Raw genomic sequence first — 17899 nt, forward strand, 5'->3', positions numbered from 1 at the left:
GACATCTGCCACTATCGCATGCCACTAAGCCGTGCCACTCTCGGCTTTGGGGTGTGGGTCAGGACATGTCCGGATCCACACCGCCTTATCAGATCAGGCCGCTTCCCAGACCTGATTCAGTATCCTTGCCGCAATCTCGGATTTGTCCTGCGGCAGGAACCGACCGTAGTGCTGTGCAACCATGTCGGGTGTATCCTGAATGGCATAACTCGCCTGCTCATAGGACCCGGTGCGCTTGAGGATGTGGGTAGCCAGGACATCGCGAACATTATGGGGACCGTGCGGCAACAGGCCTTCAATCACCCCGCGCTTGGTCCATGGGTTATAGATCCCGTAGCGCTGTATCGCCGTCCGCCATGCCTCGTAGAACGTGTTCTGGCAGTAAGCCGCATTGGTGCTGGTCATTTTCGCCGTCTTGACGAAGAACGTTCCCGGATCAAAGGCCTCGCCGATCAGGCGCGCGCGATGGCGCTCGATCCAAGCTTCGATCAGTTCGTAAAGTCGCCCAAGGTCTGGAAGGATCAGGCGAAATGGCTTGGAACCGAAGAACGAGGAATTGGCATTCTTGAAAGCGACCGACGGGATCAGGATCTCCCACCCTTGGTCGCGGCTGCTCCAACGTAACTCTCCACGCTTCGTGTCCTCCAGCTTGCGCTCTGAGGTCGGCAAGGTCCCAGGCTGGCACAGCATCAGTTCGCGCAAGTTCTTCTGCCGCAGCCCCGTGTGAAGACCGATGCGCAGCATCAGGAACGCGCGGACGGCCTCCGCGGACGCGCGGGCATTGTGCCGTTCATCTGGCATCCGCTTTAGGATCTCTTCGGTGATCTTGCGGTACTCGCCGACAGGACTTGGCGCTTCGAGCACCGGCAGGATGGGCTCGAAGGGGTCTCGATGAACCCGGGCAACACGGTCGATCTCTTTGATCCGTCGACGGGCATGTTTGTACATGCGATCGCAGGCGGCAGGCCAATCCGATTGCACCGCGTTGATGTCGGCCTCGGATACCAAGCCCTCAATCGGACGAAGGCTGCTGCCCATGCGAGGTGATTGGCGCAGCCAACCGGTCTCTTCCCGACAGATCGCGGCAGCAATTGATAGCAGGTCGATCTCCCATTTCGTGTAGAAGCCCCGCCGGCGCTCCCGCCAGTGAAGGTACCAATCCCAGACCTGCGGAAAGATCATCATGGCGAAAGTCAGAAGCTTCGGTTCGACGCCGAGGCCCTGCACCTCGCTATCGGGTGGGGCCACGAACGCCCCGAACCACAGCCCGAAATGCTCCACCTTCTGGGAGGCGGTTTCCGTCCCCCACACCCCATTCCGTTGCATGCCGAAGGCGGCGAAGGTCGACGTTTTGAAACGAAGAAGGTCGGCCATCTCGTCGTTCAGGTGTTTGGGCGCGATGACGATGCCGGACTCGTCCGGTGTCCTCGCGGGTGAAGACTTGCGAACCGGCCCCGAGGCACAGCTGAAGCGAACCGCATAGCGCTGGCGAATGGCAGCCGCTTGATACCTGCGATAATCCGTGGACCCGCTGATGATCACCGTGCGGACCCAGTTCAGGATTTCTGCCTTCTCCTGGCTTGGCCGTCGGTTGAAATCTTCGGGCAGGTGCCACGCCAGACGTCGGCGCTCAGACGGCGAGATATCTGCCAGATCAAAATCGCCGGGCGCTCGATCAGGAGTACCAGACAGGCCCGTGAAGTAGCCCGGCGACAGACGATAGCGCCGTTCGATGCGTCCCAAGATTTCCAGACTGATCGCAGCGCGCGGGACCTTCTTACCGCGCCCCCAGCTGATGAGCGTGCTGCGATTGACGCCATCCTCAGGTCTCACCACCGCGTTGTAGAGGTGGTAGATGGTTTCGTCATGACGGCGGGCATGCAATTGAAGGGCTTCGCCAAAGGTCGCGGGGTCCTTCAATGTCGTGTCCAGTGGCTCGGGAAACTCGACGATCGCTCGTGGCCGGACGCCGGGCTTCTTGCGAACCTTCTCGGTGCTGGTCGTGGGAACGTCGGCACGGTTCGCGGAAGGCGCGGTGACCTTGGAACGCATTGAGCGGCTCGCCGAACGAGCCGGTCGCAAGGCCACATTCGAAACTTCCCGTGCCACTGCATCGAAGATCGGCTGCAAGTGCACCCGATGGGCGCGGAGCCGCTCGACATCGATGTCGAGCATGGCAGACAGCGACTGCAGGTCGAGCCCACTGCCCCGATAGGGTGGATATTCGGCTCGTTCGAGCAGGTCGACCAAGCAGCCGTAGAGCAAGCGCACCTCACCTTCGGTGAAGATCGTCGTGAACCGGCTCTTGCAAAACTCGGCGATCTTGCGCGGCGTGAGTGCAGAAGACGTTGATTTCATTTTTCATCCTTCGATTTCTGGGGCGGCCCAGCTATCGAAAGTCCGCGTGAAGGTGGAGAGCAGGTTGAATTGTGTAATGTTCGTTGCCCGTCAACATGCCCGAGTTCAATTTCTTCCCCATGTCCACCGCGGTGGACATCAAACATGGACGCTTGTAAATGTTGAGAGCCTTTCCAGGATCGTGGCTGGTCTAAACGTAGCCATCTTCTTTCCAAGGGTGACACTGTGGAAATAGGCGGCGTAGTTTCGAATCCGGGTTCCTAGTTGGAGTAGAATGAAAACAGCAGCGGCGGTTCTCTTAGAACCCACACGCCTGCTTGCTTCGTGGAACGTTCCCGGCTGAATGCCCATCATCGGAGCGAGGTTCTGTGCATGTCTTTCGATGTCGTCCCACGTTCGCAACGCCGCTGGGGCGAACGCCGTAGCTTCTTGGCAAACGGCGGTTAGCATCTGGACGCTGGGTAGTAGATCGTTCTCAGCGCTTTCAGATTCCTTTCTATCTTTTTCTGACTTAGAAAGGTGCCGGACAATTTGACCGTCATTGGCGGGCAGTTTTGTTGTAATCATAACGTCCACCACGGTGGACATTTGACCGAGATGGCCTGTGATCTGATCCAGCAGGCAACGATATTCGGCCACCGCCAGCTTTCGCCGAATCGTTCTGCGAGTGCTTTCTGCAAAGGCGCTTCCAGGTTCGATACGGTCGATATGAGCCAGACCGACGAGAATTTGCTTACGCAGAAAGACCTGATCGCGGCGGGCCTCTTCCAGTTCTGCGGCTGCATTGAGGAATTCACCAGCACGCCTCAACAGAGGCGAAAGCGAAAGGCCAAAGCTGATGACCTGACCATTACGCGAGCTGACGCGATAACGCTTGCGGTTCGGGCTGTCATGGCGCGCGATCATTCCAAGGTCTACGAAACGGTCGATATGGCGACGGAGAGTCCGTTCGTCCACGCCCCCGATCCGTCGGCAGATTTCCAAGTTTGAAGCAAACACAGTGTCACCTTGCCCTGGCCGGAGGAAGCTAAGGAGAGCTTGCAAGGTCTGGATGTGCCCCGGCTTTAGTCCGAAGGCACTCCGTGCGTCGCGCAGAGCTCGAAAGACCGTCCAGATGTCGGGAGGCGTACAATTCTCTTGCTGGCCGCGCTTTCTGGCGCCGGAGGAACTTGCGGAAACCTGAGTGAATGCCATGTTTTTTTGAACGACGGCCACGTCGGCCCATAGCTTTCCCGGCACCCCCCACGATTTCTCGCGCAGAAGGCAACAAAAATCATGTCCACCGAATCGGTGACTCTTGACCAGTATGTGGGAGGTTGCTACATCATAGGTGCATATCGATGATGGGCTCTCCGAGGGAAACCTTGGGGGGCTCTTTTCTTTTTGGCCTTCGCTACTCTCCTTCTGCTCGCGTTACATGTTTAAGGGCAGGGGTCAGTCTTCCTGCCTTCGCTCATCCCGCCATTTCTGGAAGAGGTCACGAAGCGTTGCTTCGGCACGTTCCTCCAGCCAAAGGCCGAATTCTGGATTGTCCTTGCGGGCGACTTTAATCCCGATGGACTTGGCGTCGACGGAGAGGGTCGCAACAACGTTGCCACCCTCGTCCTTTACCGTGGAACTGCGCCCCGTCGCCGAGAGGTTTATTGAACTCTTTGCAGACCGCTGACAGGCATTGTACACAGTCTGGAATCTGTCGATGCCGGTAGCGTCTTGGGGCAGGGCGGCCAAGGCGGTTCGCGCAACCTCGGTGAGAGCCACCTTCGAGGCCAACGCAGCAAGATCACTCCACTGACGCCGTCCGGTTCCATGAGCCGGGCCGATCAGTCGGATCAACTCTTCGGGGAGTTGTTCGATCACTACCCGGTGATTGGAGATGCCTTGCCTGGTCAATCCAAGTGCGTCCTGGATGACGCCTGGCTTATACCCAGCTTCCTGCATCTCTTTGATGAACAGGGCCTTCTCAATGAACGACGGATCGAGCCGGAGGTTGTTCTCTTGTCCTTGGGCGATCAGCGAGGCGTCGTCGTCCAAGGTGCGGACTATAGCCTTGACTGGTCCGCCAACCTTTCTGATCGCGGCAAGTCGCCTGCGCCCGTAGACGACGCGGTAGCGATCCGGCTGATCAGAGGGCCGAACCATGATCGGAACCTGCTGGCCGTGCTTGCGGATGCTCTCGGCTAGCAAGTCGATGCCATCATCTTCGAAGGCCATCCGGTCCCGCAAGCCATCGACCTCGATCTGCTCAGGGTCAATATCTCGGATGGAGTTGGCAGTGATCTCTCGAAGGGACTCCCTCAGCCCGCCGACGGAACCGCCAAGTTTTGTCGGTTTCGCCGGGACAGGGGAGGGGGGCACGTCCACAGCAGGTTGGTTGAAGATGTTTCGGCCCATCAGCGTCGACCCCATGCCATTTGAATCGTCTGTTCAAGCTCATCCGCGACGTTGTTCACGCTGCTCAGGGCTCGGTCGATCGTTTTGCGGATCAACTGGCCCGGATCAACTTCATAGATCGTCTGCTGCGTCATTCCGGCGTCCGAAATGGCCGTGGACTTCAGCATAGGTTCCGTCATGACCTGGCCCGCCAGGATCGAACGTAGATACCCAGCCATTTGCGTCTGCGGACCATCGGAGGGTTCGTAGCGTGTGATCAGGAACTTGACAAAATCCCAAGCCACTTTTCGCCCGATCGCCTCTTCAACCGTTTGCACGGTCTCGGAGGCAAGTTTCAGGAACTGGCTCATTGAGGCAATATCTAGCATCCCCGGGACCACGGTCACCAAAAGCCCCGTCGAGGCCGCAAGTGCTGTCAGAGTGAGGAACCCAAGCTGCGGCGGGCAGTCGATTAGAACCAGATCATAATCCGCGCCGACTTCGTCCAGCGCCAAAGCCAGACGTTCTGCAAAGATCGGCTGCACGCGACGCGCCAAAGCATTTGCTGTTTCGGTTTCGTATTCCGACAGCAGCAAGCCCGCAGGCACCATGTCGAGGTTGTGGAAATAGGTCTTCTGAATGACCGATGAGAGCGGAACTTTGCCCTCGTAGCGCAGGGCGTCATAGACCGTGCCGCTGTCAGAAAATTCGAGCTCGGGTCTGATGCCGAAGAAGGTGGTCAGGCTGGCCTGTGGGTCAAAGTCCAGCGCCAGCACTCGATAGCCGCGCAGGGCAAACCTTTGAGCCAGGTGGATCGTAGCAGTGGTCTTTGAACTGCCGCCCTTGAAATTCACAACGGAGATGACTTGCAGCCGGTCGCCGTCCCGGCGGCCCGGCAAGTATGCGTCTGCATTCTTTCCTGTCCGGGCAAGTATGTCGCGCAGGGTGTCGATCTCTTCGGCAGAATAGTAGCGGTGCCCACGTCCGTCCGTGAAGACCTCGGGAAAGCTTCCATCCTTGTGGCGGTTCCGCAGATTCGACGGGCTGACGCGCAGAAGTTCAGCGACCTCCGTCGAGCTGAAGCGCCGCAGAGACTTGCGCTCTTCCGGTTGAAAGGCAGCCCGCATTTGCCGGTTCAGCGATTCTGCCAAGCTGTCCGCAAACGCACCGATGTCGGCTGTGCCGACCCCGCGATTGAGATTCATGCCTCGTTCAGTCATTCACTGCCCTCAGGCCCTTGTTAGGGCTCTTTATGATTTTGACGGCATTAAGCCGATCTGACGCGCTTTGTCGTCAGAACCGAAATGACATGAACGAGTGAGTCCATCAAGAAGAATCTAGATATGGTGGAAAAAGTTATGCACAGCGCTATCGAGCGTCAACGGGGCGGTGCGCTTCCTTCTGGGTGATCTGAAGAAGATCCTGCACGTGAACTATCCAGTTCTTCACCTTCGCTCGCCGCGTGAGGGCCGCCATTTCGGAGTTCATACCGTCGTGGACTGGCCGATCGACAGGACGCCCAGATTACCTGAGTGTTGAAAGCAGCCCTAGCTTCTCGGCCCGTTCAATCAGCATCTTCACTGAAGACGGTTGCCAGCTTGTTCGCCCACGGGGTGTTCGCTCACGCATCGCTTCCAGCCGGGTGCAGATCGCCTGAAGCGTGATAGCGGGATCCGCGCCCTTGATGGCGGCGACGATGGCGGGCAGCCGGTCGTCGGTTTCACGGCGGCCGGCGCGGTCCAGGACCGTCTCGGGCAGGAAGCCGTCGCGGACATAGGCATTCACGGCACGTAGCAAGCGGCTTTGTGTCCACTGTCGTTCGCGGGGCAGGGGGCCGTTGACGATGCGCACCACGTCTTCCCAGGCCAAGTCGGGCCGCAGGCGGCGGACATGGGGCACCCAGTCCTGCGCCGTCTCGTTCAGGCGCTTGAGGTAGCCGTCCTGTCGCGCTAGCCGCACCTTTCGCAACGCCGCCGGATCACGGGCGCGCAAACCCGGATTGCCGCCTACCCTGCCTTTGGTTCTTGCGCTGGCCAGTCCCGCCTTGGTGCGTTCCCGGATCAGGGCGCGCTCGAACTCGGCCGCTGCGCCCAAGACCTGCAAAGTGAACTTACCCTGCGGAGACGACGTGTCGATCGGGTCCATGAGCGAGCGGAAGAAGGCACCTTTTGCCTCTAGCCGTTCGATCACCTCGAGGAGGTGGGAGAGCGACCGCGCCAGACGGTCGATGCGCACCACCACCAGCGTGTCGTCCTTGCCGATCCGCGCCAGCACCCGCGCCAGCACCGGCCGGGCACGATTTCCGCCCGAGGCTTGCTCTTCATGGATCTCTGCGCAGCCCGCGGATTTCAGGGCCTGCGACTGGGGCAGGGAGGTCTGATCTTCGGTCGAGACGCGCGCGTAGCCGATCAGGGGCATCAAAACAGGCCGTTTGCAGTTTCCGATATCACCAATAAACGACCGTTTGTAAACGGATGCAAGGGCGCTCTCTATGGCCGAGGTCAGCGAAATGCCCTTGATTTCCTGAGGCTGCGCGCGATCAGAGAGATCTCGCAGGCAGTCGCGCGCGCGTGCTATATAAGGAGTGCAGACGCACCCCGAGAAAACCCTTGGGTAATGTGCAAAACGCGCGTATTTTGCACATATGAAGCCTCAAGCATCTGCTCTACATGATAGTTTTGATGACCCTCTGACCGGGGTGGAAGAGGCCGAGGAAAGATCGGAAGACGATTTGTGGTTCCTGCCCGGTCCAATCGAAGACGTGCCAGACGATCCGCCGCCAGGCCCCAGGGCCGAACACCGCGAGACAGCGATCGTTTATGACTGGCGCAAAGCCGAGGCGGACAATGCCGCGGGGCTCGCCCGTGTCGCAGGTCGGCTCGGTGGGCTGGACGAGCGATTGCGGAGGGGGCCGGAGGGCTGGCGCCACAGGCTCGCCCTGATCGAAGCGGCCGACCTAAGCTGGTTCGCAGGCGACCGCATCGGGCCGGATCGACTGGCGCTCTGGATCGCCCTGCGCCTGTCTGGAGTTCAAGACGACACGGCCGCCTTGGCACGCGTCGGATGGGCGGTGCGACGCCTGACGGGAGGGCCAAGGCCGGAGGTGGACCTGGCCGCTTTTGTGGATCGCCGTGACCCTGAAAACTTGGCGAATGAGGCGGAGTCCTTCGCGGATCGTGCGGGGGGTTGGCTGGACGTGATGGCGCAAGCTGCTGATCTCCACCCGATCAGCCGCGCCTGCATGGGGTTCCACCTTTGGAGTTTGGCGGGTCTCGGGCAGCACGGAGACCGTGTGGAAGCGGCTGTAACGGCCGCGCGGATTGCGACCAGCGAGGGCAGGGGAGCGATATTTGTCCCTCTCGCCATGGGCGGGGCAGGGGGGCTGCGCGCCGGTGGTACAGCCGCTGACCGACTGGTGCGATGGCTCGACGGGATGGAGTCGGCAAGCCGGACCGCGATGCGGCACCTCGACGACATCGAGGCTTGGTCAGCGCGGTCCGAAACCGAGATGGCCACGCTGTCGGGCAGAACACCCCCAGCCTTGCGCGCCGTGCTGACCGAATGGCCTCTTGTATCCGCCCCAATGGCTGAGGTGCTGACCGGCGCCAGCCGCGCCGCCGTCCAGCGCAACCTCGCCTGGATGGAGAAGCGGGGTCTAATCCGCGAGGTGACGGGGCAGGGGCGGTATCGGATGTGGCGCGCTGCGAATTGACAGCCCTTCACAGGCGTGGGGTGTCAGCCGTCCGGAAAAAAGTTCTCCTCGACATGCATCGTGCGGTTCAGGATGTGAAGGACGATGATCGGATCACCGCAAGAATGGAGCGCATGCGTCGTTCCGACTGCTCTGTCAACGGGTATCAACAGCTTCTGCGACAGCAGTAGGTTGCTCCCGCCCGTCTTCCGGCATCAATCTGAAGAGAAGGGATGCGAGAGCAAGCCAACCGATCAGGCTCAGGCCGAGTACCCGGGCACTGTAGAGCGCGGCCAAATCCGGAGGAATGACCGGGACGGAAGCAGGTGGCTGCGGTGCCCCGAGAAGGTGGGGGGCCACCATCAAGGCAAGCCCTGCGAGACGCCCAGGCCAGGACTTGACCCCACTGGCGAGGAAAAGCCCCGCCACCGTCGCCGCCGCCGACATGACCCACCACATTTGCCTGTCCGACAGATCAGCGGCCAGCATGCCTGGCAACTCCGGTGGCAGTCCCAAGCTGGGTGACAGGGCGAAAGCAGCGAAGCCGGAAAGGGCGAGCGCGGGTGCAGAAATGCTGTGTGGACCCCACAGGGCACGGTGTGTTGCAAGAGCAGCTCCCGCGACCAGGCCAAAGCCTGACCAGGTCAAGACCAAAGTCAGGACCGTCAGGCCGTTTCGCACGACGATACCAACCTCTTCGTCAGCGTCGTCGGCATCGTGCGCAGGCAGGACAGGATCGCCACTCGATCCCGAGGGGTCATCTTGCGCCACCCCCATCAGGACAAGTTCGCCGGTCTCGTATCGCTCGGCTTCGATGATGAGTGGCTGGATCAGAAAAAACTGCAGAAAGGCAACCGCGAGACCTGTAATAGCACCCGCAATCACCCCGCCGGACAGCAGGGACCTCGTCATGTCAGCTAACTCGATCTGTCAGTGGCAGGGAAAGCCAGTGGCGTGGCGGGTATCATGTGTTGCGGCATGCAGCGCATCTGAAGAGGCAAAACCTGCCGCAAAGATGAGAAACGTACCAAGGACAGCACTGGTCAGGATGGGCCGAACCAGTCCTGCGTGCTGTACGGACGCGGTGGAAAGAGTGGTGGCAGACATGATGTTTCTCCGCCCGTCACACCCGACGGGATTTGGGTTAAGCCTCCTGTCTGGCCGGTCTCCTGGCTCACGGTCACTGCAACCCTTCGCCTTCCCGGGCAGTTGCCCAGTGGCGTGTCGAAGGGCCACTACCGCATACAGTCGCGGGGGCGGCTGAGGCGTCGGGTGCCGCTATTGGGTCCACCCTTCCTCATTCCCGATTGAGTTCGGGGACTCTGCATCCCATGAACACCAAACAAGATCACGATCATGCGCAGGCCGTAGAAAGTCAATGCGCTTGAAGCCCGGCAGCCTTTTCGGAGCGGGACGCGGGAGTTCGTTCATCCTGGCCCCCATTACTGCCTTGATCGGGGCCATTCACGAGGTCTGCTAGGATCGGACAGTCCGGGCGGTGATCGCCGCAGCACGCATCCGCCAGATGGCGAAGCGTGTCCATCATTGCCTGCATTTCACGAATTCGAACTTCAAGACCGGCGATCTGCTCAAGCGCAATCTGTTTCACATCAGCGCTCTGCCGTGCACGATCCTGCCAGAGCGCCAGCAACTCCTCGATCTTCTCGACGGAGAAGCCCAGATCCCGCGCCCTTCGGATGAAGCGCAGAAGCTGAACATCGGTCATCGTATAGACGCGATATCCTGCAACCGTCCTTCCTGCTGCCGGAATGAGTCCGATTGACTCATAGTAGCGGATCATTTTGGCAGAAACGCCCGAAGATTTTGAAGCTTCACCGATGTTCATCTCAGGGCCTCCTTACACGGCGCTTGAAGGTGCAAAGCGCCGCAGCCGTAGCGCATTGCCAAGAACGAAGACTGACGACAGCGCCATCGCAGCGGCGGCGAAGATCGGCGACAGCAGAAGACCGAAGGCGGGCCACAGCGCGCCTGCCGCAACCGGGATCAGCAGGGCATTGTAGATGAAGGCCCAGAACAGGTTCTGGCGAATGTTTCGCATCGTGGCCTTGGACAGCGCGATGGCATCCGAGACCGCAGTCAGCCTGCCCGACATCAGTACGACGTCCGCCGCCTCGATGGCGATGTCGGTGCCGGTGCCGACGGCAAGGCCCACATCCGCTTCAGCCAGGGCGGGCGCATCGTTGATCCCGTCGCCAACATAGGCAAGCGGGCCTTGCGCCTTCAGACGTTTCACAGCAGCGACCTTGCCGTCGGGCAGCACCTCGGCCACAACTTCGTCGATGCCAAGCTGGCGGGCGATGGCGTTCGCCGTGCGGCTATTGTCGCCGGTGATCATGGCAACCTTCAGCCCCAGCAGGTGCAATGCCTGGATCGCCTGCGGCGTGGTTTCCTTGATCGGATCCGCAACGGCGATGATTGCAGCAAGCTTGCCGTCGATGGCGGCATAGAGCGGTGACTTGCCCTCGTCGCCGAGCCGGGTCGCGGTATCGCCGAAGCCCGAGACATCGAGGCCGAGCTTGACCATGTAGCGGTCGGCGCCGACGTCGACTCGCTGTCCGCCCGCCGCCGCCGTCACACCGAAACCGGTGACGGAATCGAAGGCAGTGACCTCGGGAAGGATCAGGCCCTCGGCTTCGGCCGCGGCGACGATGGCGCGGGCGATCGGATGCTCGGACTTCGCTTCGACAGCCGCCACCACTGCCAGCACTGCGGCCCGGTCGAAGCCCGGCGCCAGCGCCATGTCGGTCAGGCGCGGCTTGCCCTCGGTCAGGGTACCGGTCTTGTCGAACGCGACCACCTTGACGCTCTGCAAGGCTTGGAGGGCCTCGCCCTTGCGGAAGAGCACGCCCATTTCGGCACCACGCCCGGTGCCGACCATGATCGACGTTGGTGTGGCCAAACCCATGGCGCAGGGGCAGGCAATGATGAGGACGGCGACGGCGTTGACCAGGCCAAAGGTCAGGGCCGGATCAGGCCCGAAGATCAGCCAGACGGCGAAAGTCAGGACGGCAAGCGCCATGACGACGGGAACGAACCACATCGTCACGCGGTCGACCAACGCCTGGATCGGCAGCTTGCCGCCTTGCGCGGCTTCGACCATGCGGATGATCTGAGCCAACATCGTAGCCTCGCCCACCGCCGTCGCCCGGAAACTGAAGGCGCCGGTCTGGTTTACTGTGCCGCCGGTCACGGTGCTGCCCGGTGCCTTCTCGACCGGCACGGGCTCGCCAGAGATCATGCTTTCGTCGATCCAGCTTGCGCCCGTCGTGACCTCTCCGTCGACCGGCACCCGCTCGCCGGGGCGGACCTCGACGACATCGCCCGGGCGGACTTCGGCGACCGGCACTTCGACCAAGCCGCCATTGCGAAGGACACGCGCAGTCTTGGCCTGAAGTCCGACCAGCCGCTTGATCGCCTCTGAGGTCCGGCCTTTTGCGCGAGCTTCAAGCAGACGACCAAGGAGGATCAATGTGACGATGACTGCCGCCGCCTCGAAATAGACATTCTGGGTGCCTGGGGGAAGGATTCCGGGGGCAAAGGTTGCCACCAGGGAATAGCCGAAGGCAGCCAACGTTCCGACCGCGACTAGGCTGTTCATATCAGGCGCCAGACGCGCCAAGGCCGGAAACCCCTTGCGGTAAAACCTGAGGCCAGGGCCAAGGAGGACCACGGTCGTCAAGGCGAACTGAATGTACCAGCTGTTCTGCATGCCAATGCTGTTCATCACCGCCATGTGGACCCACATGAACAGATGCGATCCCATCTCGAGGACAAAAACCGGCAGAGTCAGAGCCGCAGCAAAAAGCACATCGCGCCTCAATGCGGCTTCCTCGGCCGTTTTCTTCGCGGCGGACTCTTCTGACATGATGGCGGTTTCGGCTGCTGCCCGTGCCTCGTAACCCGCATCCGCGATTGCGCCGATGAGGGAGGCAAGGTCCGCCGTTCCGGTGACCGTTGCGCGTTCCGTGGCCAGATTGACATTGGCTGCGGTCACACCGGGTACCGTTTTCAAGGCCCGCTCTACCCGCGCGACGCAGGAGGCGCAGGTCATACCCTCAATGACGATATCAATCGGACGCGTTGGAACATCATATCCCGCGTCCTCGATTGCCTTAACAAGCGCCGACCGGTCGAGGTCTGGCCCGATGATTTCTGCCCGTTCCGTCGCGAGGTTGACGGCTGCGGTTTTTACCCCGGAGACCGCCTGCAGTGCGCGCTCAACGCGCCCGACACATGATGCGCAGGTCATGCCCTCGACGTCGATCACGATCCGGCCGAGGTCTGCCGTGGCGTTCTGAGGGACTTGTATGTTCATCGCGGCACTCCAGTGGCGAGTTACTCCGCTGACTGAGATAAGGCTTCCCATGATGGTAAGGTCAAGCCCTGATTTCAATTTGTCTGTTCACGGATTTGTTCCCTTGACCTTACAACGGTGGGAAGGCCCATATCGAGTTGCATGAGGCGATTGTCCAAAAGGAGACACTCATGCAGTTCCATATCGAGAACATGACCTGCGGCGGCTGCGCACGCAGTGTGACCAAGGCGATCCAGGCGGTGGACCCCACCGCTGAGGTGAGCGCAGATCCGGCCTCGCACAAGGTCGAAGTGAAATCAGCGGCTTCTCGCGACCGATTGGTCGCTGCGCTGAGCGAGGTAGGCTACGCGCCTGCCTGACAAAACATAACCATCGAAGGAAAATCTGAATGAACAAACGTACTCTAGCGCTGTCTATTGCGGCTGTTGCTGTTGTCGGCGGGATCGCATTTGCCCAGCAAACCATGGAGGGCATGGACCACTCCAACATGGGCGGCATGGGCATGGGGGATATGGGCATGATGAGCCATGCGACCCTGATACCCCCGGAACTCGCCAATGACCCGGCTACCGTCGCCAGCGCTGCCGCGATGGACAAGATGATGGCCGACATGATGGTCCCCTATACCGGCGACCCGGATATCGATTTCGCCCGGGGCATGATCCCGCACCACCAGGCCGCCATCGACATGGCGAAGATTCAGCTTGAATTCGGCAAGGACCCCGAAATGCGCAAGCTGGCCGAAGCGATCATTGCGGCGCAAGAATCCGAGATCGCCACGCTCAAGGCCTTTCTCGCCACCAAGGGCATGTAAGCCCGGGATGACCTTGGGCGGCGCGGTCGGGATCGGCCGCGCCGCGTGCAATCCGGGACGCAAAGGAGTTCGGTTTGATGGCCAGCAACGCGCAGAAACCGGACACCCACCCGCCGATGGCCGGAATGGACCATTCCGGGATGGGCCATGGTGCTAGGCCCGCCGTTGATCACACCGCGATGGGGCATGCGCCACAGGGGGGTAGTGACCACGCAGGACACGGCGACATGGTGGCCGATTTCCGCCGCCGGTTCTGGGTATGCCTCATGTTGACCGTCCCAGTCTTGGTGCTGTCGCCGATGGTGCGGGACTTTACGGGGCAAGGGATGGCACCCCTGTTTGCTGGCGAAGAGTGGGTCGCGCTGGCCCTCTCTTCGATCATCTATTTCTGGGGCGGCTGGCCCTTCCTGAAAGGGGCACTTCCGGAAATTCGCAGTGGTCGTCCGGGCATGATGACGCTGGTCGCGCTTGCCATTTCTACAGCCTATTTCTACTCGGCTGCCGTCACGCTGGGACTGCCCGGCGGAGAGCCGTTCTATTGGGAACTGGCCACGCTCGTCACGATCATGCTTTTGGGCCATTGGCTTGAAATGCGGTCCGTCCTCGGCGCTTCTCGCGCTTTGGAGGAACTGGTCCGCCTGCTGCCCGATACCGCACTGCGCGTTACTGCGGACGGTGGAACGGAGGACGTGCCCGTCGCGGCCTTGATTGCCGGCGACCGGGTCGTGATCCGCCCCGGCGCCAAAGTGCCGGTCGATGGAACGATCATCGAAGGCACATCATCCTTCAACGAGGCCATGCTGACCGGGGAATCGAAACCTGTCACGCGGTCTGCGGGCGAGGTTGTCATCGGCGGTGCGGTAAATGGCGAAGGTGCTGTTACCATCGAGGTGAAGGCGACGGGCGAGGCGACCTACCTGTCACAGGTCATCGCCATGGTGAAAGTGGCGCAGGACAGCCGCTCGCGCACACAGGATCTGGCTTCGCGCGCAGCGACTGTCCTGACTTGGATTGCCATCACCGTCGGCCTCGGATCGTTCGGCTACTGGTATGCGGTCGGGGCGGGGGCCACTTTTGCGCTTGAGCGGATGGTGACGGTCATGGTCATCGCCTGCCCGCATGCGCTTGGCCTTGCCGTGCCGCTCGTCGTGGCCGTCTCGACATCGCTGGCAGCGCGCAACGGACTGCTGATTCGCGACCGTGCGGCCTTCGAGCGTGCGCGGGATCTGAATGCCGTGGTCTTTGACAAGACAGGCACACTGACCGAGGGCAGGTTCGGCGTCAGCGATCTGGTTTTGCTGCAAGATGGCGACGAGACAACCGCCTTGCGCCTTGCGGCATCGGTTGAAAGCCAGTCGCAGCATCCGATCGCCATGGGAGTCGTCGCCGCCGCGAAAACCCGTGGCATCGGATTTCCGGCCCCGGAAGGATTGCAGAGCATCACTGGTGCTGGCGTAACGGCGCGCGTTGAAGGGCAGGAAATCGCGATTGTCAGCCCCAGTCATCTCCTGCGGCAGGACAGACCTGTAACCGACCCCCGACTCGCCCTGCTGGAGGCGGCCGGCAAGACCGTCGTGGTGCTGGAGGTCGGCGGCCAGCCCTATGCGTTGCTTGCTTTGGCAGACATCGTGCGCACGGAATCGCGTGATGTCGTAGCGCGTCTCAAGGCAAAGGGCGTCAGGTCAATCATGATGACAGGAGACGCAGAGGGTGTCGCGAAGTCGGTCGCCGCAGAACTCGGCCTCGATGAATATTTCGCACAGGTGCTCCCGGATCAGAAAGCGGCCCGCGTGAAAGAACTTCGCGCCCGGGGTTTGAAAGTCGCCATGGTCGGAGACGGGGTGAACGACGCGCCAGCGCTCGTCGAAGCCGATCTTGGGATTGCAATTGGTGCGGGAACGGATGTCGCCGTGGAATCCGCTGACGTGGTCTTGGTGCGTTCTGACCCACGGGACGTCGAGGCCATTCTTGGTTTGTCACGAGCGACCTATTCGAAGATGGTTCAGAACCTGATCTGGGCGACAGGATACAACGCCTTTGCCATTCCAATGGCGGCTGGCATCACTTTCGGCACCGGCTTCCTGATGACGCCTGCAGTCGGTGCCGTATTCATGTCGGCCTCCACGATCATTGTTGCCATCAACGCGCAACTGTTGCGGCGATACAGATCGAGCTAAGGAAACATTGAGCGCTTAGGACGACCAAGCGGGCTTTTCGGTAAGCTGCGAGGGGCGGCGCGATCAATCCAGAATGGCCATTCAAGCCATGCCGAGCGGGAACCTGGAGCAGGTTGCGTTGCGCTCTTTCAGCCCATGCCGTGAAGTCCGTGGAAGCCACCTGTGACAATCACGGGTACGACGAACACAGCAGCCAAAATGACGATCACGACGCGCTGCCAGAGTTTTTGGTGCCGCCAGCAGAGAAAGACAGTGGCGAACAGAACCAGCCCAAGTTCCACCACGCCGATGATACCGCCGTAATAGTTCGGGTCCCAGTAGCTGACCGGACTGCGGAATACCCAGTCCGACACGGGCCAGAATTGGCGGCGGGCATCGTCATGATGGGTGACGAAGTCGGTGGCCGCATGCAAAAGGCCGGCTCCTGCAAAGGCGGTAAGAATGAGGTGACGTCGCCAGTGTCCAAGAGCAAGAAGCAGGCCCCAGACGAAAAAACTGTGATCAACGGCAAAGATGGCCTGCCATGAGTCCGAGTAGAAGAGGTCTCCGAAGACTTCATGCTGCGGAATTCCGACCAGGCGTGTCGAAAATAGGACCAATGCAAACATCGGGACATCAGGGGCGAGGCCGCCCAGCATGGCCGCTACCAGAGTGGCCGGCACGATGGGACGCGCAAAGACGGCAGCCCCGATCAGCATATGGGTTGGTGTGTTCATCGTATCAACAGACCGGAACTGGTTCGGCCTTCTCCTCTTGCGCAATCTCTCGGAGGAGGGAGAGAGGAACCGCACCGGTGAGCACGGTCCGGCCGATCACCAGACCTGGGGTGCCGATGAACCCGAAGAGATCGGCAAGTGCGCGTGTTCGTTCGAGCTCGACCTGAACCGCAGCGGAGGACATGTCAATCAAGAGCCGCTCGACATCCAGATCAAGGGTTTCCGCCACACGCCGCACCGAGGCCTCTTCGGCAACCATCGGTGTCCGCATGAAGCGGCGGCGAAGCTCCTGTTGCTTGCCCTGACGTGCGGCGGCAACAGATGCCCGGGCGGCCAGTTCAGACGGCGGCCCGAAGATTGGAAGTTCGTGTTGCACGAGCCGGTACGCAGCCGGATCTTCGGCCAGCAGGGTCTCAAGATCCCGCTCGAGTGCACGGCAGAAGGGGCAACGAAACTCACTGAAGTAGGCGATCGGAACCACAGCATCCGGGGAGTTATTTCCGAACAGGGCTGGGCATGGGTCAGTGCGCAGGGTCTCCATGCGCGCCCTGCGTGCTCCCGCATCAGGTAGTGGCCCATCGAGACCGACAAGGGCGATGTTTGCCGTGGAGGTCTGACCGGCCAGCTCCAGTCGACGAAATGGCGGCACATCCTCGATGTCGACATAGGAGAGCTCGCGTCCGCCAAGCCGGTCCCAAGGCAAGGCCCGCAGTCCATAGATCACGGCAATGATGCCCCCCACTACAAAGAGATCGCGACGGCGGATCGTCACAGGACTGTCACCGGCGTTCCGACGGGTACCTGCTCGTAGAGTTGGATCACATGGTCGTTCAGCATCCTGATGCAGCCGTTCGACACAGATTGTCCAATCGACCAGGGCTCTGTCGTGCCGTGAATCCGGTAGTAGGTGTCGCGCCCGTCGCGGTAAAGGTAGAGGGCTCGAGCGCCTAGAGGGTTTCCAGGTCCCCCCGGCACCCCATCAGCAAATTGGGCATACCGATCGGGATTCCGGCGGATCATGTCGTTTGTCGGGCGCCATGACGGCCATTCGGCCTTACGTTCGATGATTGCCGAACCCTTGAATGCCAGACCGGCCTTGCCGACGCCGACACCGTACCTGACGGCCCGCTCGGAATCGAAAACATAATAGAGAAAGAAGCTTCGCGGGAAGACGAGGATCTGACCGGGGGCATGTTGCTCTCGGACTCGGACCTCGCGAGGTTGAAATTCGTCGGCCAGGACAAAGGTTTCTTCGGTATGGGCACGAAGGACGGTTGGCATCGACAGGGCTGCGGCGGCTGCGCCGGTGAGAAAGGATCGACGGAAAATCATGCGAACTCCTGAGGGGAACGTTAAGGACGAGGGTTTGCTCAGAAGAAGGTTCGCGGAGGAGGACGTTGGGGGGCAAAGGCTCGGCTCGAAGCCGAGACCGGCGTG

General features: G+C 60.9%; 16 protein-coding genes and 1 riboswitch. Of the genes, 4 read left to right on the forward strand and 12 right to left on the reverse strand.

Annotation, left to right across the window (positions count from 1 at the left end):
* Window positions 1–93: 93 nt before the first annotated feature.
* The 5 genes from FBT96_RS08940 to FBT96_RS08960 form a co-directional block, all read right to left on the reverse strand.
* The gene (locus tag FBT96_RS08940; RefSeq protein ID WP_136905953.1) at window positions 94–2358 is read right to left on the reverse strand and encodes a hypothetical protein; all 2265 of its coding nucleotides are present in this window, start codon (window positions 2356–2358) and stop codon (window positions 94–96) included.
* Window positions 2359–2496: 138 nt separating this feature from the next.
* Window positions 2497–3552, reverse strand: coding sequence for a plasmid replication protein RepC (gene repC / locus FBT96_RS08945; protein ID WP_136906025.1), 1056 nt, complete (start codon window positions 3550–3552; stop codon window positions 2497–2499).
* A 240-nt stretch (window positions 3553–3792) separates the two neighbouring features.
* A complete protein-coding gene (gene repB / locus FBT96_RS08950; protein WP_136905954.1) occupies window positions 3793–4764 on the reverse strand; it encodes a plasmid partitioning protein RepB in 972 nt (323 codons plus the stop codon).
* Window positions 4749–5933, reverse strand: coding sequence for a plasmid partitioning protein RepA (gene repA / locus FBT96_RS08955; protein ID WP_249306396.1), 1185 nt, complete (start codon window positions 5931–5933; stop codon window positions 4749–4751). The genes repB and repA overlap by 16 nt, the downstream gene beginning before the upstream one ends.
* Window positions 5934–6252: 319 nt before the next feature.
* Window positions 6253–7146 carry a recombinase family protein gene (locus tag FBT96_RS08960; protein ID WP_136905956.1) on the reverse strand — a complete coding sequence of 298 codons (894 nt, stop codon included), beginning with the start codon at window positions 7144–7146 and terminating at the stop codon, window positions 6253–6255.
* A gap of 226 nt (window positions 7147–7372) precedes the next feature.
* Here FBT96_RS08960 and FBT96_RS08965 point away from each other — a divergent pair, with 226 nt between their 5' ends.
* Window positions 7373–8440 carry a hypothetical protein gene (locus FBT96_RS08965; RefSeq protein ID WP_136905957.1) on the forward strand — a complete coding sequence of 356 codons (1068 nt, stop codon included), beginning with the start codon at window positions 7373–7375 and terminating at the stop codon, window positions 8438–8440.
* Between the two features lie 135 nt (window positions 8441–8575).
* Here the strand turns inward: FBT96_RS08965 and FBT96_RS08970 are convergent, their stop codons facing one another.
* The 4 genes from FBT96_RS08970 to FBT96_RS08985 form a co-directional block, all read right to left on the reverse strand.
* The gene (locus tag FBT96_RS08970; protein WP_126976235.1) at window positions 8576–9331 is read right to left on the reverse strand and encodes a CbtA family protein; all 756 of its coding nucleotides are present in this window, start codon (window positions 9329–9331) and stop codon (window positions 8576–8578) included.
* An 18-nt stretch (window positions 9332–9349) separates the two neighbouring features.
* Window positions 9350–9526: a CbtB domain-containing protein gene (locus tag FBT96_RS08975; protein WP_126976236.1), complete on the reverse strand. Its 177-nt coding sequence runs from the start codon at window positions 9524–9526 to the stop codon at window positions 9350–9352.
* A 35-nt stretch (window positions 9527–9561) separates the two neighbouring features.
* A riboswitch (cobalamin riboswitch) is annotated at window positions 9562–9777 on the reverse strand.
* 17 nt (window positions 9778–9794) lie between these two features.
* Window positions 9795–10265 carry a Cu(I)-responsive transcriptional regulator gene (cueR, locus tag FBT96_RS08980; RefSeq protein ID WP_136905958.1) on the reverse strand — a complete coding sequence of 157 codons (471 nt, stop codon included), beginning with the start codon at window positions 10263–10265 and terminating at the stop codon, window positions 9795–9797.
* Window positions 10266–10277: 12 nt separating this feature from the next.
* On the reverse strand, window positions 10278–12755 hold the full coding sequence (locus FBT96_RS08985; RefSeq protein WP_136905959.1) for a heavy metal translocating P-type ATPase: 2478 nt from the start codon (window positions 12753–12755) through the stop codon (window positions 10278–10280).
* Window positions 12756–12925: 170 nt separating this feature from the next.
* Between FBT96_RS08985 and FBT96_RS08990 the strand changes: the two genes are divergently transcribed.
* The 3 genes from FBT96_RS08990 (at window position 12926) to FBT96_RS09000 (ending at window position 15746) form a co-directional block, all read left to right on the forward strand.
* Window positions 12926–13114: a heavy-metal-associated domain-containing protein gene (locus FBT96_RS08990; protein WP_136905960.1), complete on the forward strand. Its 189-nt coding sequence runs from the start codon at window positions 12926–12928 to the stop codon at window positions 13112–13114.
* A gap of 29 nt (window positions 13115–13143) precedes the next feature.
* Window positions 13144–13569: a CopM family metallochaperone gene (copM, locus tag FBT96_RS08995; protein ID WP_125327782.1), complete on the forward strand. Its 426-nt coding sequence runs from the start codon at window positions 13144–13146 to the stop codon at window positions 13567–13569.
* A 77-nt stretch (window positions 13570–13646) separates the two neighbouring features.
* Window positions 13647–15746 carry a copper-translocating P-type ATPase gene (locus FBT96_RS09000; RefSeq protein WP_212635372.1) on the forward strand — a complete coding sequence of 700 codons (2100 nt, stop codon included), beginning with the start codon at window positions 13647–13649 and terminating at the stop codon, window positions 15744–15746.
* A 128-nt stretch (window positions 15747–15874) separates the two neighbouring features.
* Here FBT96_RS09000 and FBT96_RS09005 read toward each other — a convergent pair whose 3' ends face one another.
* From FBT96_RS09005 to FBT96_RS09015, 3 genes are read right to left on the reverse strand one after another with little or no spacing between them, the layout of a single operon-like run.
* Complete coding sequence (locus FBT96_RS09005; RefSeq protein WP_126976240.1) at window positions 15875–16462, reverse strand: cobalamin biosynthesis protein CobQ; 588 nt, start codon at window positions 16460–16462, stop codon at window positions 15875–15877.
* Window positions 16463–16466: 4 nt separating this feature from the next.
* Window positions 16467–17234: a DsbA family protein gene (locus tag FBT96_RS09010; RefSeq protein WP_136905961.1), complete on the reverse strand. Its 768-nt coding sequence runs from the start codon at window positions 17232–17234 to the stop codon at window positions 16467–16469.
* Complete coding sequence (locus FBT96_RS09015; protein ID WP_136905962.1) at window positions 17231–17794, reverse strand: L,D-transpeptidase; 564 nt, start codon at window positions 17792–17794, stop codon at window positions 17231–17233. The genes FBT96_RS09010 and FBT96_RS09015 overlap by 4 nt, the downstream gene beginning before the upstream one ends.
* Window positions 17795–17899 lie beyond the last annotated feature (105 nt).

Source organism: Rhodobacter capsulatus (assembly GCF_005144475.1).
GTDB lineage: Bacteria > Pseudomonadota > Alphaproteobacteria > Rhodobacterales > Rhodobacteraceae > Rhodobacter > Rhodobacter capsulatus_C.

What these genes read in the sequence shown, in the direction of transcription:
- FBT96_RS08940 (WP_136905953.1), bottom strand. Translation starts at nt 2,358, where the DNA reads ATGAAATCAACGTCTTCTGCACTCACGCCGCGCAAGATCGCCGAGTTT.
- repC (WP_136906025.1), bottom strand. Translation starts at nt 3,552, where the DNA reads ATGGCATTCACTCAGGTTTCCGCAAGTTCCTCCGGCGCCAGAAAGCGC.
- repB (WP_136905954.1), bottom strand. Translation starts at nt 4,764, where the DNA reads ATGGGGTCGACGCTGATGGGCCGAAACATCTTCAACCAACCTGCTGTG.
- repA (WP_249306396.1), bottom strand. Translation starts at nt 5,933, where the DNA reads ATGAATCTCAATCGCGGGGTCGGCACAGCCGACATCGGTGCGTTTGCG.
- FBT96_RS08960 (WP_136905956.1), bottom strand. Translation starts at nt 7,146, where the DNA reads ATGCCCCTGATCGGCTACGCGCGCGTCTCGACCGAAGATCAGACCTCC.
- FBT96_RS08965 (WP_136905957.1), top strand. Translation starts at nt 7,373, where the DNA reads ATGAAGCCTCAAGCATCTGCTCTACATGATAGTTTTGATGACCCTCTG.
- FBT96_RS08970 (WP_126976235.1), bottom strand. Translation starts at nt 9,331, where the DNA reads ATGACGAGGTCCCTGCTGTCCGGCGGGGTGATTGCGGGTGCTATTACA.
- FBT96_RS08975 (WP_126976236.1), bottom strand. Translation starts at nt 9,526, where the DNA reads ATGTCTGCCACCACTCTTTCCACCGCGTCCGTACAGCACGCAGGACTG.
- cueR (WP_136905958.1), bottom strand. Translation starts at nt 10,265, where the DNA reads ATGAACATCGGTGAAGCTTCAAAATCTTCGGGCGTTTCTGCCAAAATG.
- FBT96_RS08985 (WP_136905959.1), bottom strand. Translation starts at nt 12,755, where the DNA reads ATGAACATACAAGTCCCTCAGAACGCCACGGCAGACCTCGGCCGGATC.
- FBT96_RS08990 (WP_136905960.1), top strand. Translation starts at nt 12,926, where the DNA reads ATGCAGTTCCATATCGAGAACATGACCTGCGGCGGCTGCGCACGCAGT.
- copM (WP_125327782.1), top strand. Translation starts at nt 13,144, where the DNA reads ATGAACAAACGTACTCTAGCGCTGTCTATTGCGGCTGTTGCTGTTGTC.
- FBT96_RS09000 (WP_212635372.1), top strand. Translation starts at nt 13,647, where the DNA reads ATGGCCAGCAACGCGCAGAAACCGGACACCCACCCGCCGATGGCCGGA.
- FBT96_RS09005 (WP_126976240.1), bottom strand. Translation starts at nt 16,462, where the DNA reads ATGAACACACCAACCCATATGCTGATCGGGGCTGCCGTCTTTGCGCGT.
- FBT96_RS09015 (WP_136905962.1), bottom strand. Translation starts at nt 17,794, where the DNA reads ATGATTTTCCGTCGATCCTTTCTCACCGGCGCAGCCGCCGCAGCCCTG.